Source organism: Actinomycetospora sp. NBRC 106378 (genome assembly GCF_030269685.1).
GTDB lineage: Bacteria > Actinomycetota > Actinomycetes > Mycobacteriales > Pseudonocardiaceae > Actinomycetospora.
The window spans coordinates 72,979-87,150 of the sequence record NZ_BSTT01000020.1 but is presented as its reverse complement, the minus strand read 5'-3'; the positions used below and the strand labels follow the sequence as shown (position 1 = coordinate 87,150).

Annotated in this window: 12 protein-coding genes and 1 tRNA gene; 6 read left to right on the top strand and 7 right to left on the bottom strand. The window is 73.8% G+C overall.

Going from position 1 to position 14,172, the window contains the following annotated elements; translation table 11 throughout:
* Positions 1-428: 428 nt before the first annotated feature.
* On the bottom strand, positions 429-2,339 hold the full coding sequence (locus QSK00_RS28300) for a bifunctional copper resistance protein CopD/cytochrome c oxidase assembly protein (RefSeq protein WP_285596447.1): 1,911 nt from the start codon (positions 2,337-2,339) through the stop codon (positions 429-431).
* Positions 2,340-2,411: 72 nt separating this feature from the next.
* Here QSK00_RS28300 and QSK00_RS28295 point away from each other — a divergent pair.
* The 3 genes from QSK00_RS28295 to QSK00_RS28285 all read left to right on the top strand — a co-directional run bounded on the left by QSK00_RS28295 (position 2,412) and on the right by QSK00_RS28285 (position 4,406).
* Positions 2,412-2,488: transfer RNA gene (locus QSK00_RS28295), tRNA-Arg, on the top strand.
* Between the two features lie 152 nt (positions 2,489-2,640).
* Positions 2,641-3,741: a hypothetical protein gene (locus QSK00_RS28290; RefSeq protein ID WP_285596445.1), complete on the top strand. Its 1,101-nt coding sequence runs from the start codon at positions 2,641-2,643 to the stop codon at positions 3,739-3,741.
* On the top strand, positions 3,738-4,406 hold the full coding sequence (locus QSK00_RS28285; protein WP_285596443.1) for an NfeD family protein: 669 nt from the start codon (positions 3,738-3,740) through the stop codon (positions 4,404-4,406). Before QSK00_RS28290 ends, QSK00_RS28285 begins: the two co-directional genes overlap by 4 nt.
* Before the next feature lie 44 nt (positions 4,407-4,450).
* Here QSK00_RS28285 and QSK00_RS28280 read toward each other — a convergent pair whose 3' ends face one another.
* Positions 4,451-4,861, bottom strand: coding sequence for a MarR family winged helix-turn-helix transcriptional regulator (locus QSK00_RS28280; RefSeq protein WP_285596441.1), 411 nt, complete (start codon positions 4,859-4,861; stop codon positions 4,451-4,453).
* Positions 4,862-4,924: 63 nt separating this feature from the next.
* Between QSK00_RS28280 and QSK00_RS28275 the strand changes: the two genes are divergently transcribed.
* On the top strand, positions 4,925-5,923 hold the full coding sequence (locus tag QSK00_RS28275; RefSeq protein WP_285596439.1) for an alpha/beta hydrolase: 999 nt from the start codon (positions 4,925-4,927) through the stop codon (positions 5,921-5,923).
* Here the strand turns inward: QSK00_RS28275 and QSK00_RS28270 are convergent.
* Positions 5,821-6,675, bottom strand: coding sequence for an NAD-dependent epimerase/dehydratase family protein (locus QSK00_RS28270; protein WP_285596437.1), 855 nt, complete (start codon positions 6,673-6,675; stop codon positions 5,821-5,823). The two genes, QSK00_RS28275 and QSK00_RS28270, sit on opposite strands and share 103 nt — an antisense overlap.
* A gap of 74 nt (positions 6,676-6,749) precedes the next feature.
* Here QSK00_RS28270 and QSK00_RS28265 point away from each other — a divergent pair, with 74 nt between their 5' ends.
* Both QSK00_RS28265 and QSK00_RS28260 read left to right on the top strand, forming a co-directional pair.
* Complete coding sequence (locus QSK00_RS28265; RefSeq protein WP_285596435.1) at positions 6,750-7,178, top strand: nucleoside 2-deoxyribosyltransferase; 429 nt, start codon at positions 6,750-6,752, stop codon at positions 7,176-7,178.
* A 96-nt stretch (positions 7,179-7,274) separates the two neighbouring features.
* Positions 7,275-8,705 carry a WS/DGAT/MGAT family O-acyltransferase gene (locus QSK00_RS28260; RefSeq protein WP_285596433.1) on the top strand — a complete coding sequence of 477 codons (1,431 nt, stop codon included), beginning with the start codon at positions 7,275-7,277 and terminating at the stop codon, positions 8,703-8,705.
* Between the two features lie 87 nt (positions 8,706-8,792).
* Here QSK00_RS28260 and hxlA read toward each other — a convergent pair whose 3' ends face one another.
* From hxlA to QSK00_RS28240, 4 genes are all read right to left on the bottom strand, one after another.
* Positions 8,793-9,461, bottom strand: a complete 669-nt coding sequence (gene hxlA / locus QSK00_RS28255; RefSeq protein ID WP_285596430.1) for a 3-hexulose-6-phosphate synthase — start codon at positions 9,459-9,461, stop codon at positions 8,793-8,795.
* Positions 9,462-9,582: 121 nt separating this feature from the next.
* Positions 9,583-11,697 carry a transketolase gene (tkt, locus tag QSK00_RS28250; RefSeq protein WP_285596465.1) on the bottom strand — a complete coding sequence of 705 codons (2,115 nt, stop codon included), beginning with the start codon at positions 11,695-11,697 and terminating at the stop codon, positions 9,583-9,585.
* Positions 11,698-11,811: 114 nt separating this feature from the next.
* Complete coding sequence (locus tag QSK00_RS28245; RefSeq protein ID WP_285596429.1) at positions 11,812-13,173, bottom strand: ATP-dependent 6-phosphofructokinase; 1,362 nt, start codon at positions 13,171-13,173, stop codon at positions 11,812-11,814.
* Positions 13,170-14,165, bottom strand: a complete 996-nt coding sequence (locus tag QSK00_RS28240) for a class II fructose-bisphosphatase family protein (RefSeq protein WP_285596428.1) — start codon at positions 14,163-14,165, stop codon at positions 13,170-13,172. Before QSK00_RS28240 ends, QSK00_RS28245 begins: the two co-directional genes overlap by 4 nt.
* Between the last annotated feature and the right edge of the window lie 7 nt (positions 14,166-14,172).

Here is a 14,172-nt window from a genome sequence, read left to right as displayed (position 1 = left end):
AAAACCGTTAGAGACCAATCAAGACCTCTGACAAAAACTAGCTACTCAAAGAAACCCCAACCAAAAGCTGGGGCCAGAACACACAAAACGTCAGCACACTGTTGAGTTCTCAAAGGACGACCACACGCGCTTCTGCCAGCCGATTTCTCGGCGGTTTCGTTCGCGGTGATTCCCACTGTACCGGATGCTTTTCGGGGGCGTTTCCGGGGGGTGACCCCCGGCGCGGCCCGCCCGAGTGAGAGCGACCGGTGAGGCGCTCCGATCCCTGCCTCAGCGGCAGGCGAATCGCCTCGTCTTCGGCTGTACCGGACCCGGAGGAGTGCTCCTCATCGGTGATCCGCTCTCCCGGCCGGCCGCTTCAGCGTCCGTTCCCCGGGAGCGATGAGAACAGTACGCCCCCGCGGAACGGCTCGTTCACCGGGGGTCGGTCAGGATGAAACCTGCACGTCAGAGGGCCTGCGCAGCGTGACGAGCAGCGCGAGCAGCGGGAGCACCGCGACGGCGAGGACCAACGCGCCGAGGGTCTGGTCCGCCGACCGGTCCACGAACGGCAGCCCGAGTTGCCGCCAGTACTCGGCCCCGACCACCCGTGACGAGCCCGCCACGACCACGGACAGCCCTCCCTGGGCGACCGCCGCCACGAGCACCATCCCCGCCCGCACCCGCCGCGCGAGGCGGGCGTCGGTCGCCACCCCCGCGAACAGACAGCCCGCGGCCAGGGCGCACACCGTCATCGACAGGTGTCCGACGTGCTCGGGAACGAGGGCGTCGAACACGCCACCGACGTCCAGGGCCCACGCGGTCGCGACGAGGACGACCGTCGCGACCACCGGCGTCGTCAGGAAACGGCCGATGCGGGAGCGCCCGATCCCGGCCACCCACTCCTGCGGCCCGGGCGGGCCGTCGGTCGCGGCCGGCCGGACGGCGGCGAGCAGCGTCGCCGGACGCCCCAGCACCCAGGCCGGGGCGACCACGACCATGACCAGCACCTGCTGCGCCATGTGGACGCTGAACTGGGCGGGGGCGTACGTCCCGATCCCGCTCGAGGTGGCGACGAGCAGGACCCCGCACCCGACGAGCCACGACGCCGTCCGGCCCCCGGGCCACGCCACCCCCCGTCGCCGGAGACGCCGCACCCCGGCGAGGTAGACCAGTGCGGCGACGACCGCGAGCGTGCCGAGCACCAGGTCCGGACGCGCGGTCGTCACCAGGCCCGCCAGGTCGAGCGGCCGGTCGAGCGGGTATCCGAGCAACGCCTCGACCCGCGTCGGGAGCGGTCCGGACGGTTCGGGCGGCGGGGTGCGCCCGAGGGCGACCGCGACCCCCACCGTGGCGAACATGATCAGCACCTCGACACCGCCCAGCCGGACGAGCGCGACGCGCGAACCCGCGGCCACCTCCGGGACGGTGCGCGCGCGGTGCGCGGCGCCGAACACCCCGAGCACGACCAGTCCTGCGATCTTGGCCAGGAGCAGCAGGCCGTAGGTGCTGGTGAGCAGGTCGGCGGGGTTGACCCGCAGCAGGGCGTTGACGGTCCCCGAGAGCGCGAGGACCACCCAGCACCAGAAGGCCGTCGTCGAGAACCGTCCCAGTCCCGTCACCAGGTCGCCGCCGCCGACCACGGCGTGCACGAGGACGGCGACCAGCCCCCCGACCCAGAGAGCCGCGGCGACGACGTGCAGCGCGAGACTGTTCATGGCGATGTCGTGCGCGCTGCCGGTCCCGGAATGCCCGCCGAACGCGGCCGGGAGGAGTCCGAGCACCGCCAGCGCGAAGGCCCCCAGCGCGGCGTGCCAGGACAACGCCAGACGGCACAGGACCGCGCAGACGATCGCCACACCCGCCGTCAGGAACCAGATGCGCGCGGCCGGGAGGCCGTCGAGGGACTCGCTCAGCGTGCTCGTCGTCAGGACGACCGAGAGGGGGCGTGCGAAGGCGTCCGCGACCGCGAAGACCCCCGTGACCAGCGCTCCGCCGGCCCACGCGGCCGCGGTCCAGGAGGCGACGCGCACGGCCCGGTAGCCGTCCGCTCCCAGCCACCCGAGACCACGGGGCGGTACGAGGAGCGCCGCGAGCAGCAGGGCCCCGACGGTCACGACGGCGACCGACTCGGTCAGCGCGCGCACGACCGGGAGGCCGTAGGTGACGACGGGTCCGGGGTCGGGCAGGCCGAGCCGGGCGTAGGTCTCCGCCCCCGACAGCGCGGTCAGCGCGAGGGCCACGACGGCGGCGACGGCCGCACCGGGCACGACCTGCGCGAGCACCGTCCCGGCCGTGGAGGGACGACGGGCGACCGGGGCGGTCGGCTCCGCGGCGTCGGTGGTGCTCGGACGGGCCACGCGTCCAGGGTAGGTGGCCTCCCGGGCCTGAGCTGCGATCCGGGCCACCCCGACTACGCTGACGACGGGTCGGCCCCCGTAGCTCAGCTGGACAGAGCAAGGCCCTTCTAATGCCAAGGTCGCAGGTTCGAGTCCTGCCGGGGGCGCCACTGGCCACCGGGTCGTGGCACGCCTGCCCGCGCGGCGTCCTGCTCGCCACTTGTCCCGAACGGGCCCCGTCGGGACTCCGGGATCGGCACACTGCCGGGCGTGGGAGATCCGCCGGAGCCGTCCGCCGCTGCCGTCCCGGGCGGGTGAGCCGATGCCCGTCGACACCGCCATCGACGCGGACGCCGGGTCCTGCCGCGCCACCGCGCAGTGGCTCGACACCGTCGGCCGGGACGCCGAGACGACCTCCGACCGGATCGACGCCGTCCGCCGGCAGTCGGCGGGAGCCTGGGACGGCACGGCCGGCGACGGGTTCCGCGACCAGGCGCGCCGGCTGGGCACCGCGGGCGACCAGGTCGCGGGGAACGCCCGCTCCGCCGCTCGCGCCCTGGCCGACTTCGCCGGGAGCCTCGACGCCGTACAGGCCGACATGGCCCGCGCCCGCGCCGTCGCGGCCGACGCCGGGCTGCCGGTGCAGGGCGACGTCATCGGCGACCCCACGGCGACCACCACCGCCCAGGAGCGCGCCTTCGACGAGGCGAGCACCGTGGCCTCCGCCGCCCGCGTCCGCTACGCCGAGGCCCAGGACCGCCTGCGCGCCGGGCTCGCCGGACCCACCGGCGTGCTGGACAGCCCCGGCTTCACGTGGAGCTACCGCGGCGCCCTCGTGCCGCTGGCCACCGCTTCCACCCTGGCCGGCGCGGGCGACGCCTGGGCGCGGGTCGGGGCCCGCTACGGCGAGGAGGCCCGGCTGTGGCAGCAGGCGCTCCTCGTCGGACCCGCCGCCCCTGGAGCGAGCTCGGTGAACCCCCGTGCCCGCTACGAGGAGGCCCGTCGCCTCGCGCACCGCTCCGACGCGGCGGCCGCCTCCAACCGCCGGCTCCTGTTCGGGCTGCAGGACAGGCCCGTGATCGGCCCGGCGATCGAGGTCTCCGGGGCCGCCCCGCGCCTGGAGGGGGCCGGCGGCCTGCTCGGCCGCGCCGCGCCGGTGCTGCGCGCCGTGCCCTACGCGAGCCTGTTCACCACGACCGCGGGCATCGGCGTCGACGTCGCCGCCGGCCGCTCGGTGGAGTCGGCCACGGCCAAGAACGTCACCCAGACCGCGGCCTCCATCGCCACCACCGCCGGCGTCGCCGCGCTCACCGGCCTCGCCATCGCGGGCGGACCGGCCACGCTGGTGGCCGTCGGCGCCGGCTTCGCGGTCTCGTGGGCCATCGGCGACCACTGGGACACCATCGAGGGCTGGTTCACGTGAGCACCCACACCTGGGGCCTCGGCGACCCCCCGCTACCCGGTCGTCCGGACGCCGACACCGGCCTCCCCCGGCCACCGTCGGCGCCACGGTGGTCCCTGGCCGGGACGATCGAGCGCGGCAGCCTGCACCTCGGCGCGGACGGCACCGACCTCTCGGCGGTCGAGGGCCTGCTCCCTCCGCCACCCGAACGATCCCGGCCGCTCGAGGTCTACCGCGCCCGGCGTTACGACGGCCTGTACTTCGTCGCGCTGGGCGCGGCGATCCTCGGCTTCACCGCGCTGCTCGACGTCCGGGTCCTCGGCTTCTGGTGGCTCTGGGTCGTCTTCGCGGTCGTCGCCGCCCTCGGCGCGCGCAGCGTGTCCCGGACCTACCTCGCCGCCGGCGCCGACTACCTGCAGACCCGCCGGACCTGGGTCGACGTCTACGCCCTGCGCGAGATCACGGTCGGCGTCGGTACCGGCCAGCACTGGATCACGTTCCTCGACGACCAGGACCGTCGCACCACCGCTCCCACGAACGAACTGCACGCCAACCCCGCGCTCTGGGACCTCGTCTACAACGGCATCCGCCACAGCGTCGCGGGCGGGGCCCGGGTCAAGGGGAGCGGTGCCCGGCACCTCCGGCCACCGGCCCGGGGCGAGCGACCGCCGCCCGCGGCCCGCTGACCCGACCCGTCGGGGGCGCCGTCCGCTCGGCCCCCCCGGGGCGCTCAGGGGTCGACCAGATCCCCGAGGATGCGCTGCAGTTCCCGCCGGTCGTCCGGCCCGATGCGCGTCAGGCGGCGATCGAACTCGGCGGCCAGCGCCGCGAGCGCCCGGTCCCGGGTGGTCCGGCCCGTGGACGTGAGCACCAGGCGGTGCCGCCGCAGGTCGGCGTCGTCGATCTCGCGGTGCACGAACCCCTTCGCGACCAGGTTCCGCACGTACACCGTCATGCTCGCCTTCGGGACGACGAGCCGGGCGGCGAGCTCGGCGGGGTACGGGACGGCCTCCACCTCGGCGAGCACGAAGAACTCCTTCGTGTCGAGGCCGAGCTCCGCCAGCTCGCCCGCGCAGCCGTCCAGCACCGTCGTCAGCAGGCGGTGGTTCAACGTCCACAACTGCGCGGCGTCGTGCGACATGATGGTTCCGTTTCGTACTAGCGTAGAGATGTACCGACTTCGCGACGACGGGACGACCTCACGATGATCGAGCACCTCACGATCCCGCGCGGGCCGATCGAGCTCGCGGCCGACCTCCACCGGCCCGACGCCCACGACGGGACCGTGCCCCTCCCCGCCGTCGTGCTGTCCACCCCGGGCAGCAGTGTGAAGGAGCAGATCGGTGCGAACTACGCGTCCCGGCTCGCCGCCGCCGGTTTCGCCGCACTCGTGTTCGACCCCGCCCACCAGGGACGCAGCGGCGGCGAGCCCCGTGACCTCGAGGACCCCTACCGCCGCGGCGAGGACATCTCCTACGCCGTCGACGTGCTCGACACCCTGCCCGGCATCGACGCGGAGCGGATCGGTGTCCTGGGCATCTGTGCCGGCGGCGGCTACGCGGTGCACACCGCCCGCACGGACCATCGCATCAAGGCCGTCGGCGTCGTCGTCCCCGGCGACATGGGGGCCTCCTTCCGCGCCTTCCAGCCCGACGGGCCGGTGGCCGGGCTCGACGCCCTCGCCGACGTGCGTCGGGCCGAGAACCGTGCCGGCGCGCCGGACCGGGAGAGCTGGCTGCCCGACACGCTCGAGGAGGCCGCCGAGGTCGGCCTGACCGACATCGACACCACCCAGGCCATCACGTACTACCGCACCGGTCGCGGCCGACACGAGAACTCCACGAACCTCCGGCTCCGGCGCGGCGACGCCCTGCTCGTGGGCTACGACCCCTTCCACCTGGTCGAGGAGCTCCTGACCCAGCCGCTGCAGGTCGTGCTCGCCGGGCGCCGCGGGAACACCGGGTCCTACGAGTCCGGGATGCGGCTCTGGGAGCTCGCGCCGAACCCCGTCGACCTGATGGTGATCGAGGGCGCGGGCCACTACGAGATGTACGACGAGCCGGTCCACGTCGACGCCGCGGTCGCCCGGCTCGTCGCCTTCTACTCGGCGTACCTCCGCATCGACGACCAGGTGTCCGCGACGACACGCCGAGGGTCGGAGCGCCGCGGGCGCCAGCCGAGCTCGGCGGTGATCCGCGAGTGATCCGCCACGAGCCGCGCGGGTTCGGCGACGGCGGGTCCGTGCTCCACCAGGACGCGCTCCCCGGTGACCCGCGCGACGGTGTCGACGAGCTCCGCGACCGAGGTGCCGCGCCCGGACCCGACCGCATAGGGCCGCCACGTCCCCGGCTCCGCGGCGTCGACGGCCGCCACGACGGCGTCGGCCAGGTCGGCGACGTGCAGGTAGTCGCGCACCGCGGAGCCGTCGCCGTTGACCCGGAACGGGCGCCCGGAGAGCAGCGCGGGGAGGACGCGAGACGTGTCGCGGTCGCCGGGTCCGGCCACGTTGAAGGTCCGGAGGCTCACGACGCCGGGTCCTCCCGCCGCGGCGAGGTCGCGCGCGAGGAGGTCGGCGGCGAGCTTGCTCGCGGCGTAGGGGCTGGTGGGCCCGAGCGGGGCGTCCTCGGCGATCGGCGCGTCGGACGCGGTGTGGATCGAGGCGGTCGACGCGAGCACGACCCGTGTCGCGGGTGAGCAGGCCGCGAGCACGTTCCGGGTGCCGTCCAGGTTCGTGCGCCAGTAGCCGGCCGGGTCCTCCCGGGACTCCCGCACCCGCACGCGGGCGGCGAGGTGACCGACGACGTCGGCCCCGGCGAGCGCACGCCCGACGGCGGCGGGGTCGGTCACGTCGAGCGCCGCACGGTCGAGCGCGACGACGTCGTGGCCCGCCGTCCGGAAGGCGGCAGCGACGTGGCGGCCGACGAACCCGCCCGCCCCGGTGATCACGACGCGCATCCGGTCCCTCTCGACGATGTGGCGTCCCTGCCACTGGACGCCGGCAACGACGCTTTCCTGCCAGCGTGGTGGGCGTGATCGCCTACGTCGCCAGCCCCTACGGCTTCGCCGAGTCCACCCGGCTCTTCTACACCGAACAGCTGCTGCCCCTGGTCGGCCGACACGTCGACGTCATCGACCCCTGGGCGGTGGACCTGCCTACCGGCGACGACCACTGGCTCGCACTCGGGGACATCCACCTCGCGTCGATCGCGGAGCGCGCCGACCTCGTGGTCGCCTGCCTGGACCAGGAACCGCCGGACAACGGCACCGTGGTGGAGGTGGCCTGGGCCGCCGCGCACGGCAGGCCGGTCATCGCCTACCGGAACGACCTGCGCCAGGGCGGCGAGGAGGGCCTGCGCTACAACCTCATGATCGGGGCGGCCGTGCGCCGCAGCGGCGGGGTCGAGGTGGCGTCGCTGGCAGAGCTCGAAGAGGCGCTGCTCCGTTTCACGGACACGTGAGACGGGCATCACCATGATCGCGGTGAGGTCGACGTCATCCCGGGGCGGTGCGGGACGTCCTTCCCGGCACAGGTCCGCGGCGGGAGGATGGTTCGCATGGGTGTGATGTCGTTCAGGGACTCGATGTTCCTGCTCGCCGAGTCGCGGGAGCATCCGACCCACGTCGGGTCCCTGCTGCTCTTCGACCGCCCGGAGGGCGCGGGGCCGGACTTCCTGAGCGACCTGCACCGTCGGCTCGTGTCCGACCGGACCGTGGCACCGCTCTTCGCCCGCCGTGCCGTCCGCACGGTCGGCACCCTCGGCCAGTGGGCCTGGGAGCCCGAGGAGGACCTCGACCTCGAGTACCACGTGCGGCTCTCGGCGCTGCCCCGCCCGGGCCGGATCCGCGAGCTCCTCGAGCTGGTGTCCCGCCTGCACGGCACCCTGCTCGACCGGCACCGCCCGCTCTGGGAGTTCCACCTCATCGAGGGCGTGGAGGGCGACCGCTTCGCCGCCTACTTCAAGTTCCACCACGCGATGATGGACGGCGTCACCGGCGCGCGGCACCTGCAGAAGACGCTCTCGACCGACCCCGACGACCCCGAGACGCCGCCGTTCTGGCAGGTCGACCCGCGGTCCCGGAAGAAGAAGCCGTCCACCGAGATCGCGACGCGGGAGACGGGCGTGCTGGAGCGCGTCGGCTCCGCGGTCACCGAGGGCGCGCGGACCGTGGCCTCCGCGGTCGCCGAGACCGTCCGCACCACGAACTCGGCCCTCGGCGTCGCGCCGGCCCTGGCGAACGCGTTCTACGACGGGCTCGCCCACCGCGACACCGCGCTGCCCTTCGAGGCGCCGCACAGCATGCTCAACGTGCCGATCACCGGCGCCCGGCGCTTCGCCGCCGAGTCCTGGCCGATCAAGCGCATCCAACGGGTGCGCGAGCGGACCGGGTCGACGGTCAACGACGTCGTCCTCGCCATGTGCTCCGGCGCGCTGCGTCGCTACATGTCCGAGCTCGACGAGCTCCCCGACCGCTCCCTCGTCGCGGCCCTCCCGGTGTCGCTGGGCACCACCGGCTCGGGCAACCAGCTCGGCGCCATCCTCGTGACCCTCGCGACCGACGAGCCCGACCCCGCCGTCCGGCTCGATCGCATCAAGGCCTCGGGCAGGGCGGCCAAGGGCAACCTCGACCAGCGCGACCCGATGGCCGTCGCCGCCCTGTCGCTGGCCGTCGCCGCGCCCCTCCCGCTCGGGACGGTGCCGGGCCTGTCGTCGGTGCTCAACCCCGGCTTCAACCTGATCATCTCGAACGTGCCGGGGCCCAAGGACCCGCTGTACTGGCACGGCGCGAAGCTCTCCGGCCTCTACCCCGTGTCGATCCCGCTCGACGGGCAGGCGCTGAACATGACGGTGTTCTCCTACGCCGACAACATGGAGTTCGGACTCACGGGCGACCGGCGGGCCGTGCCGCGCCTGCAGAAGCTGCTCGGGTACCTCGAGGAGTCGCTCGTCGAACTGGAGGCGGTCGCGGACGCGGCCGACGGCTAGCCGGCACGCTCCCGACGGCGCCGGGGTGGCCGTCGCGGTGCCCCGGGGACCCGCCCGTCGACCGACCGGCGGGTTCCGGGCGCCCGGTCAGCTCCGGGCGGCCGAGCCCGACGCCGCGTCGGCGGACTCGGGACGCATCGCGTCCCGGATCGCCTTCGCCGCGGCGCCCGGGTCGTCGGCGTTGTAGATCGACCCGCCGACCACCGCGACCTCGGCGCCGGCGTCCTGGACCGAGGCGATGGTGTCGACGCTGACGCCTCCGGCGATGGAGAACGGGACACCGGCCTCCCGGCCGTCGGCGAGCAACGCGTCGATCGTGTACCCGGGCCGGGCCTGCTCGTCGAGCCCGGCGTGGATCTCCACGAAGGACACCCCCAGGGCCGACACCTCCTTGATGCGCTCCACGCGGCCGTCGACGACGGTGATCATGTCGGCGACGACGCGCATCCCGGCCTGCCGGCCGGCCTCCACCGCGCCGCTGATGGTGTCGTCGTCCGCCGTGCCCATCACCGTGACGAGGTCGGCGCCCACCGCGAAGGCGAGGTTGGCCTCGAGCTCGCCCGCGTCCGCGGTCTTCAGGTCGGCGAACACGAGCTTGTCCGGGTGCGCCGCCTTGATCGCGCCGATGGCGCTCACGCCCTCGGACTTGATCAGCGGCGTGCCCAGCTCGAGGATGTCGACGTGCTCCGCGACCTTGCGCGCCAGCTCCAGCGCGTCGGCCAGCGTCGGGACGTCGAGTGCTACCTGCAATTTCATGGTGTCTCCTGATCGGTGTTCGACATGTCCTCGTGCGAGGCTCTCGGGGGGTCGACGCGGGCCTCGCCCAGGGCGGGGACCGGGCCGGGTCGGCCGACCGGGGACCGGACGGCGGGTCGCGTCACGTCCCGGGACCGGTGGGCACCGCAGGGTCCGGGGAGATCCGTGACAGCGAGCGGCGGGCGGCGTCGACGACGGCGTCGGCGGTGAGCCCGAACCGCTCGTAGAGGGTCCTGTGGTCGGCGCTGGCGCCGAAGTGCTCGATCGAGACGATCTCGCCGCGGTCTCCGACGAAGCGGTGCCACGTCGACCCGACGGCGGCCTCCACCGCCACCCGGGCGGTCGTTCCCGGCGGCAGCACGGCCTGCCGGTAGGACTCCTCCTGGGCGTCGAACCACTCGACGCACGGCATGGAGACGACCCGGGTGCGCACCCCGTCCGCCTGCAGGATCGCGCGGGCCTCGAGGGCCAGGGCGACCTCGGAGCCGGTGGCGATCAGCAGGACCTCCGGCGGTCCGTCACCGGACGCCGCGGGGTCGGCCTCGGCGATGGTGTACCCGCCGCGCAGGACGCCCTCGGTGGTGACGCCCGCGAGGACCGGGACGTTCTGCCGGGTCAGAGCGAGCCCGGCCGGCCCGGTCGGGCGCTCGAGGATCCCGCGGAAGGCCGCCGCGGTCTCGCGGGCGTCGGCGGGGCGGACCAGGGCGAGCCCCGGGATCGCCCGCAACGCGGCGAGGTGCTCGACGGGCTGGTGGGTCGGCCCGTCCTCGCCGAGCCCGATCGAGTCGTGGGTCCAGACGTAGATCGTCGGCAGCTTCATCAGGGCCGCGAGGCGCACCGCCGGTCGCATGTAGTCGCTGAAGATCAGGAAGGTCCCGCCGTAGACGCGGGTGCCGCCGTGGAGGACGACGCCGTTGAGGACGGCGCCCATGGCGTGTTCGCGGACGCCGAAGTGCAGGGTGCGGCCGTAGGGGGATGCCTGGCCCCACAGCTCGGTCTTCACTGTGCCCGGTCCGAACGAGTCGGCGCCGGCGATCGTCGTGTTGTTGCTCTCCGCGAGGTCGGCCGAGCCGCCCCAGAGTTCGGGCAGCACGTCTCCGACGGACTCGAGGACCTTCGCGAACGCCTTGCGGGTGGCGAGGGGGTCGTCGCCGGGGTCCCAGTCCGGCAGGTGGTCACCCCACCCGTCGGGGAGCTCCCGACGCGCCATCCGCGCGTGCAGCGCGCACCGTTCCGGGTTCGCCCGCGCCCACGCGTCGAACGACTCCTGCCAGGTCCGGCGCGCCTCCCGGGCCCGTTCCCCGACCCTGCGGGCGTGGGCGAGCACCTCGTCCTCGACGGCGAAGCTCTTCGCCGGATCGAAGCCGAGGATCTCCTTGACCTTCGAGACCTCGTCCTCGCCGAGCGCGGAGCCGTGGGCGGCGCCGGTGTTCATCGACTCCGGGGCCGGGAACCCGATGATCGTCCGCAGCGCGATGAACGAGGGCCGCCCGGTCTCGGCGGTCGCGCGGCGCAGCGCCTCCGCGATACCGGTCACGTTCTCGCCGCCGCGCACGGTCTGGACGTGCCAGCCGTAGGCCTCGTAGCGTCCGACCACGTCCTCGGACACCGCGATCGCGGTGTCGTCCTCGATCGAGATGCGGTTGTCGTCGTAGATCACGACGAGGTTGCCGAGCTCCTGACGCCCGGCGAGCGACGACGCCTCGGCAGTGACGCCCTCCTCGATGTCGCCGTCCGAGGCGATCACGTAGACGACGTGGTCGAACGGGCTCCCGCCGGGCGGCGCGTCCGGATCGAACAGACCGCGCTCCCGGCGGGCGGCCATGGCCATCCCGACGGCGGCGGCCAGGCCCTGCCCGAGCGGGCCGGTGGTGATCTCGACGCCGGGCGTGTGCCCGTACTCGGGGTGCCCCGGCGTCTGCGAGCCCCACGTGCGCAGCTGCTCGAGGTCGCCCAGCTCCATCCCGTACCCGGACAGGAACAGCTGCAGGTAGAGCGTCAGGCTGGAGTGGCCGCAGGACAGGACGAACCGGTCGCGGCCCTCCCAGCCGGGGTCGCCGGGATCGTGGCGCATCACGCGCTGGAAGAGGGTGTAGGCCAGCGGCGCCAACGACATCGCGGTGCCCGGATGCCCGCTCCCGCAGCGCTGCACGGCGTCGGCCGCCAGCACGCGGACGGTGTCCACCGCGCGGGTGTCCAGGGCCGACCAGTCGTCCGGGACCGACACGTCGAGCAGCGAGGCGGCCTCGTCGAGGTCTTCCCGCGCGGGACGGCTGCGCCGGGTTTCGGTGCTGTTCACGGGACCCACTCCAGGGTGTCGAGGGCTCTGGTGGCTTCGGACGCGGCGTTCTCAGCGGGCGAGGAGCTCGGTCTGGTTGGTCGCCTCGAGCACCGACATCCACAGGTCGCCGTCGGGGTCGACCCGGTTGCGGTGACTCGTGATCAGCGGCATCGGGACGTGCACGAACCGGCGCCGCCAGCGGACGACGACCGTCTCGGTCCGTCCGGCCATCGCGGCGTGGACCGCGGCGTGGGCCAGGCGGAGGCAGTAGACGCTGTCGTAGGCGTTGGCGGTGACGCTCCGGATGGAGTAGCTCGGGTCGATGTAGCGCAGCGTCGGTGGGAGGCCGACCCCGGAGAGGTGGGCCGTGAGTTCCTCGGCGAGGAACTGCCCGATGTCCCCGAGCCGGACGTTGCCCGAGGCGTCGGTCGCGTCCGCCTCCCCGAGTTGCCCGGCCGCCCGGAGGACGTCCTGGCCCGCGCCCTCGGCGACGACGATCACGACATGTCCGCGGGTGCGGATGAGGTGCTCGGCCCGGGCCAGGAGACCGTCGGGCCCCGCGAGGCCGAACGGGACCTCGGGGATGAGCACCATGTCGGCGCCGTAGGTGGCCAGGGCCGCGTAACAGGCGATGAAGCCGGAGTGCCGGCCCATCAGCTTCACGATCCCGACGCCGTTCTCGTGGGCGCTGGCCTCGATCGCCACCGAGTCGATGAAGTCGGTGGCGCGCTCGAAGGCGCTCTGGAAACCGAAGGACTGGTCGGTGTAGGGCAGGTCGTTGTCGATGGTCTTGGGGATCGCCACCACGGCAATGTCGAGGCCCCGCCGGTCGATCGCCGCCACCAGGCGGGAGGCCGCCCGGATGCTGCCGTCGCCGCCGATGACGACCAGGATGTCGACCTCCCGTGCGATGAGGCTGTCGACCATCTCGTCGGCGTCCTGATCGCCGCGGGAGCTGCCGAGGATGGTGCCCCCGGTCGGCGCGATGTCCCGGAAACTCCTCCCGGTCAGGTCGATCACGTCGTCGCGATAGGCGGCCGTCAGTCCACGGAACCCGTTGCGGAACCCCAGGATCCGGTTCACCCGGTAATGGACGGTGAGTTCCTGGACCACGCCCCGGATGACGTTGTTGACGCCGGGACACAGCCCGCCGCAGGACACGATGCCGACGGTCGTGTCGGCGGGGTCGAAGTAGATGTTCCGCCGGGCACCCGCCGTCTCGAGGCTGGGCAGGGTCTCCATCGACCTCGAGGCGATCACCGACATCGTGTCGTCGAGCATCACCCGGTCGTCCTCGTGCACGAAGTGCGGCGTCGTCTGCTTGTCGGTGAGCAGCACGGAGAAGGGTGACGGGATCCGGCACTCGCCGAGGGTGCGGACGTGGAGATCCTCGAGCTCCACGGTGCCCGGCCCCTCCTCGACGGCGGTCATCGGGCGGGAACCGGGTCGACGGTGGTGTGCCGGACATGGCGGATCTGTCCGTCGGTGATGAGCAGGGACTCGGCGAGGGTCGTGCCCTCGGCCCGTCGCACCGCGGCGAGCAGCGAGCCACCGCTGATCCCGGTGGCGGCGAACAGGGCGTCCCCGTTCACGAGCTCGTCGCGACGGTAGACCCGGTCGGTACTCAGCCCGGCCTGCCGGACGGCGGTGGCCTCGTCGGAGGTCTGCGGTGCCAGGCGACCCACCATGCCTCCGCCGAGGGCGCGGACCGCTGCGGCCGTCATGACCCCCTCGGGGGTCCCGCCGACGCCGAGCAGCAGGTCGACCCCACCGGTGGGCAGCAGGACCTCGAGCGCTCCCGCGACGTCGCCCCCCGAGGGAGTGTGCACCGCGGCCCCGGCCGCCCGGACCCGGTCGATCAGGCCGGTCCCGCCCCGGTGGCGCGGCTTGTCCATGATCACCACCCGGAGCTCGTGCACCGGCTTCCCCAGCGCCTCGCCCACCCGGAGCAGGATCCGCTCGGGAGGGTCGGCCAGGTCGATCACGTCGCGCGCCGCCGGCGGGGCCACGATCTTGTCCATGTAGAACCCGGGACCGGGCGAGAAGAAGGAGCCCGGCTCGCCGATCGCGATCGTGGCCAGCGCACCCGGGAGCCCCTTCGCGCAGAAGGACGTGCCCTCCAGGGGGTCGACGGCGATGTCGAAGTCGGGCCCGCCGTGGCCGGCCCCGACGACCTCGCCGTTGAACAGCATCGGGGCGTCGTCCTTCTCCCCCTCGCCGATCACGACCGTCCCCTGGCCGGGCGCACGGGCGAGTGCGCGACGCATCGCCTCGGTCGCGGCGCCGTCGGCCGCGTCCTGGTCGTGCCGGCCGACCCACGCGCAGCAGGCCAGCGCCGCGGCGTGCGTCGCCGCGAGCGCCACCGCCTCCAGGGGGCCGACGTCGACGCGGGGACGGGAGGACCCGTCGTCCGGATGCTGCATGTCGAGC

What these genes read in the sequence shown, in the direction of transcription:
- QSK00_RS28290 (WP_285596445.1), top strand. Translation starts at nt 2,641, where the DNA reads ATGCCCGTCGACACCGCCATCGACGCGGACGCCGGGTCCTGCCGCGCC.
- QSK00_RS28280 (WP_285596441.1), bottom strand. Translation starts at nt 4,861, where the DNA reads ATGTCGCACGACGCCGCGCAGTTGTGGACGTTGAACCACCGCCTGCTG.
- QSK00_RS28275 (WP_285596439.1), top strand. Translation starts at nt 4,925, where the DNA reads ATGATCGAGCACCTCACGATCCCGCGCGGGCCGATCGAGCTCGCGGCC.
- QSK00_RS28270 (WP_285596437.1), bottom strand. Translation starts at nt 6,675, where the DNA reads ATGCGCGTCGTGATCACCGGGGCGGGCGGGTTCGTCGGCCGCCACGTC.
- QSK00_RS28260 (WP_285596433.1), top strand. Translation starts at nt 7,275, where the DNA reads ATGGGTGTGATGTCGTTCAGGGACTCGATGTTCCTGCTCGCCGAGTCG.
- hxlA (WP_285596430.1), bottom strand. Translation starts at nt 9,461, where the DNA reads ATGAAATTGCAGGTAGCACTCGACGTCCCGACGCTGGCCGACGCGCTG.
- QSK00_RS28245 (WP_285596429.1), bottom strand. Translation starts at nt 13,173, where the DNA reads ATGACCGCCGTCGAGGAGGGGCCGGGCACCGTGGAGCTCGAGGATCTC.
- QSK00_RS28240 (WP_285596428.1), bottom strand. Translation starts at nt 14,165, where the DNA reads ATGCAGCATCCGGACGACGGGTCCTCCCGTCCCCGCGTCGACGTCGGC.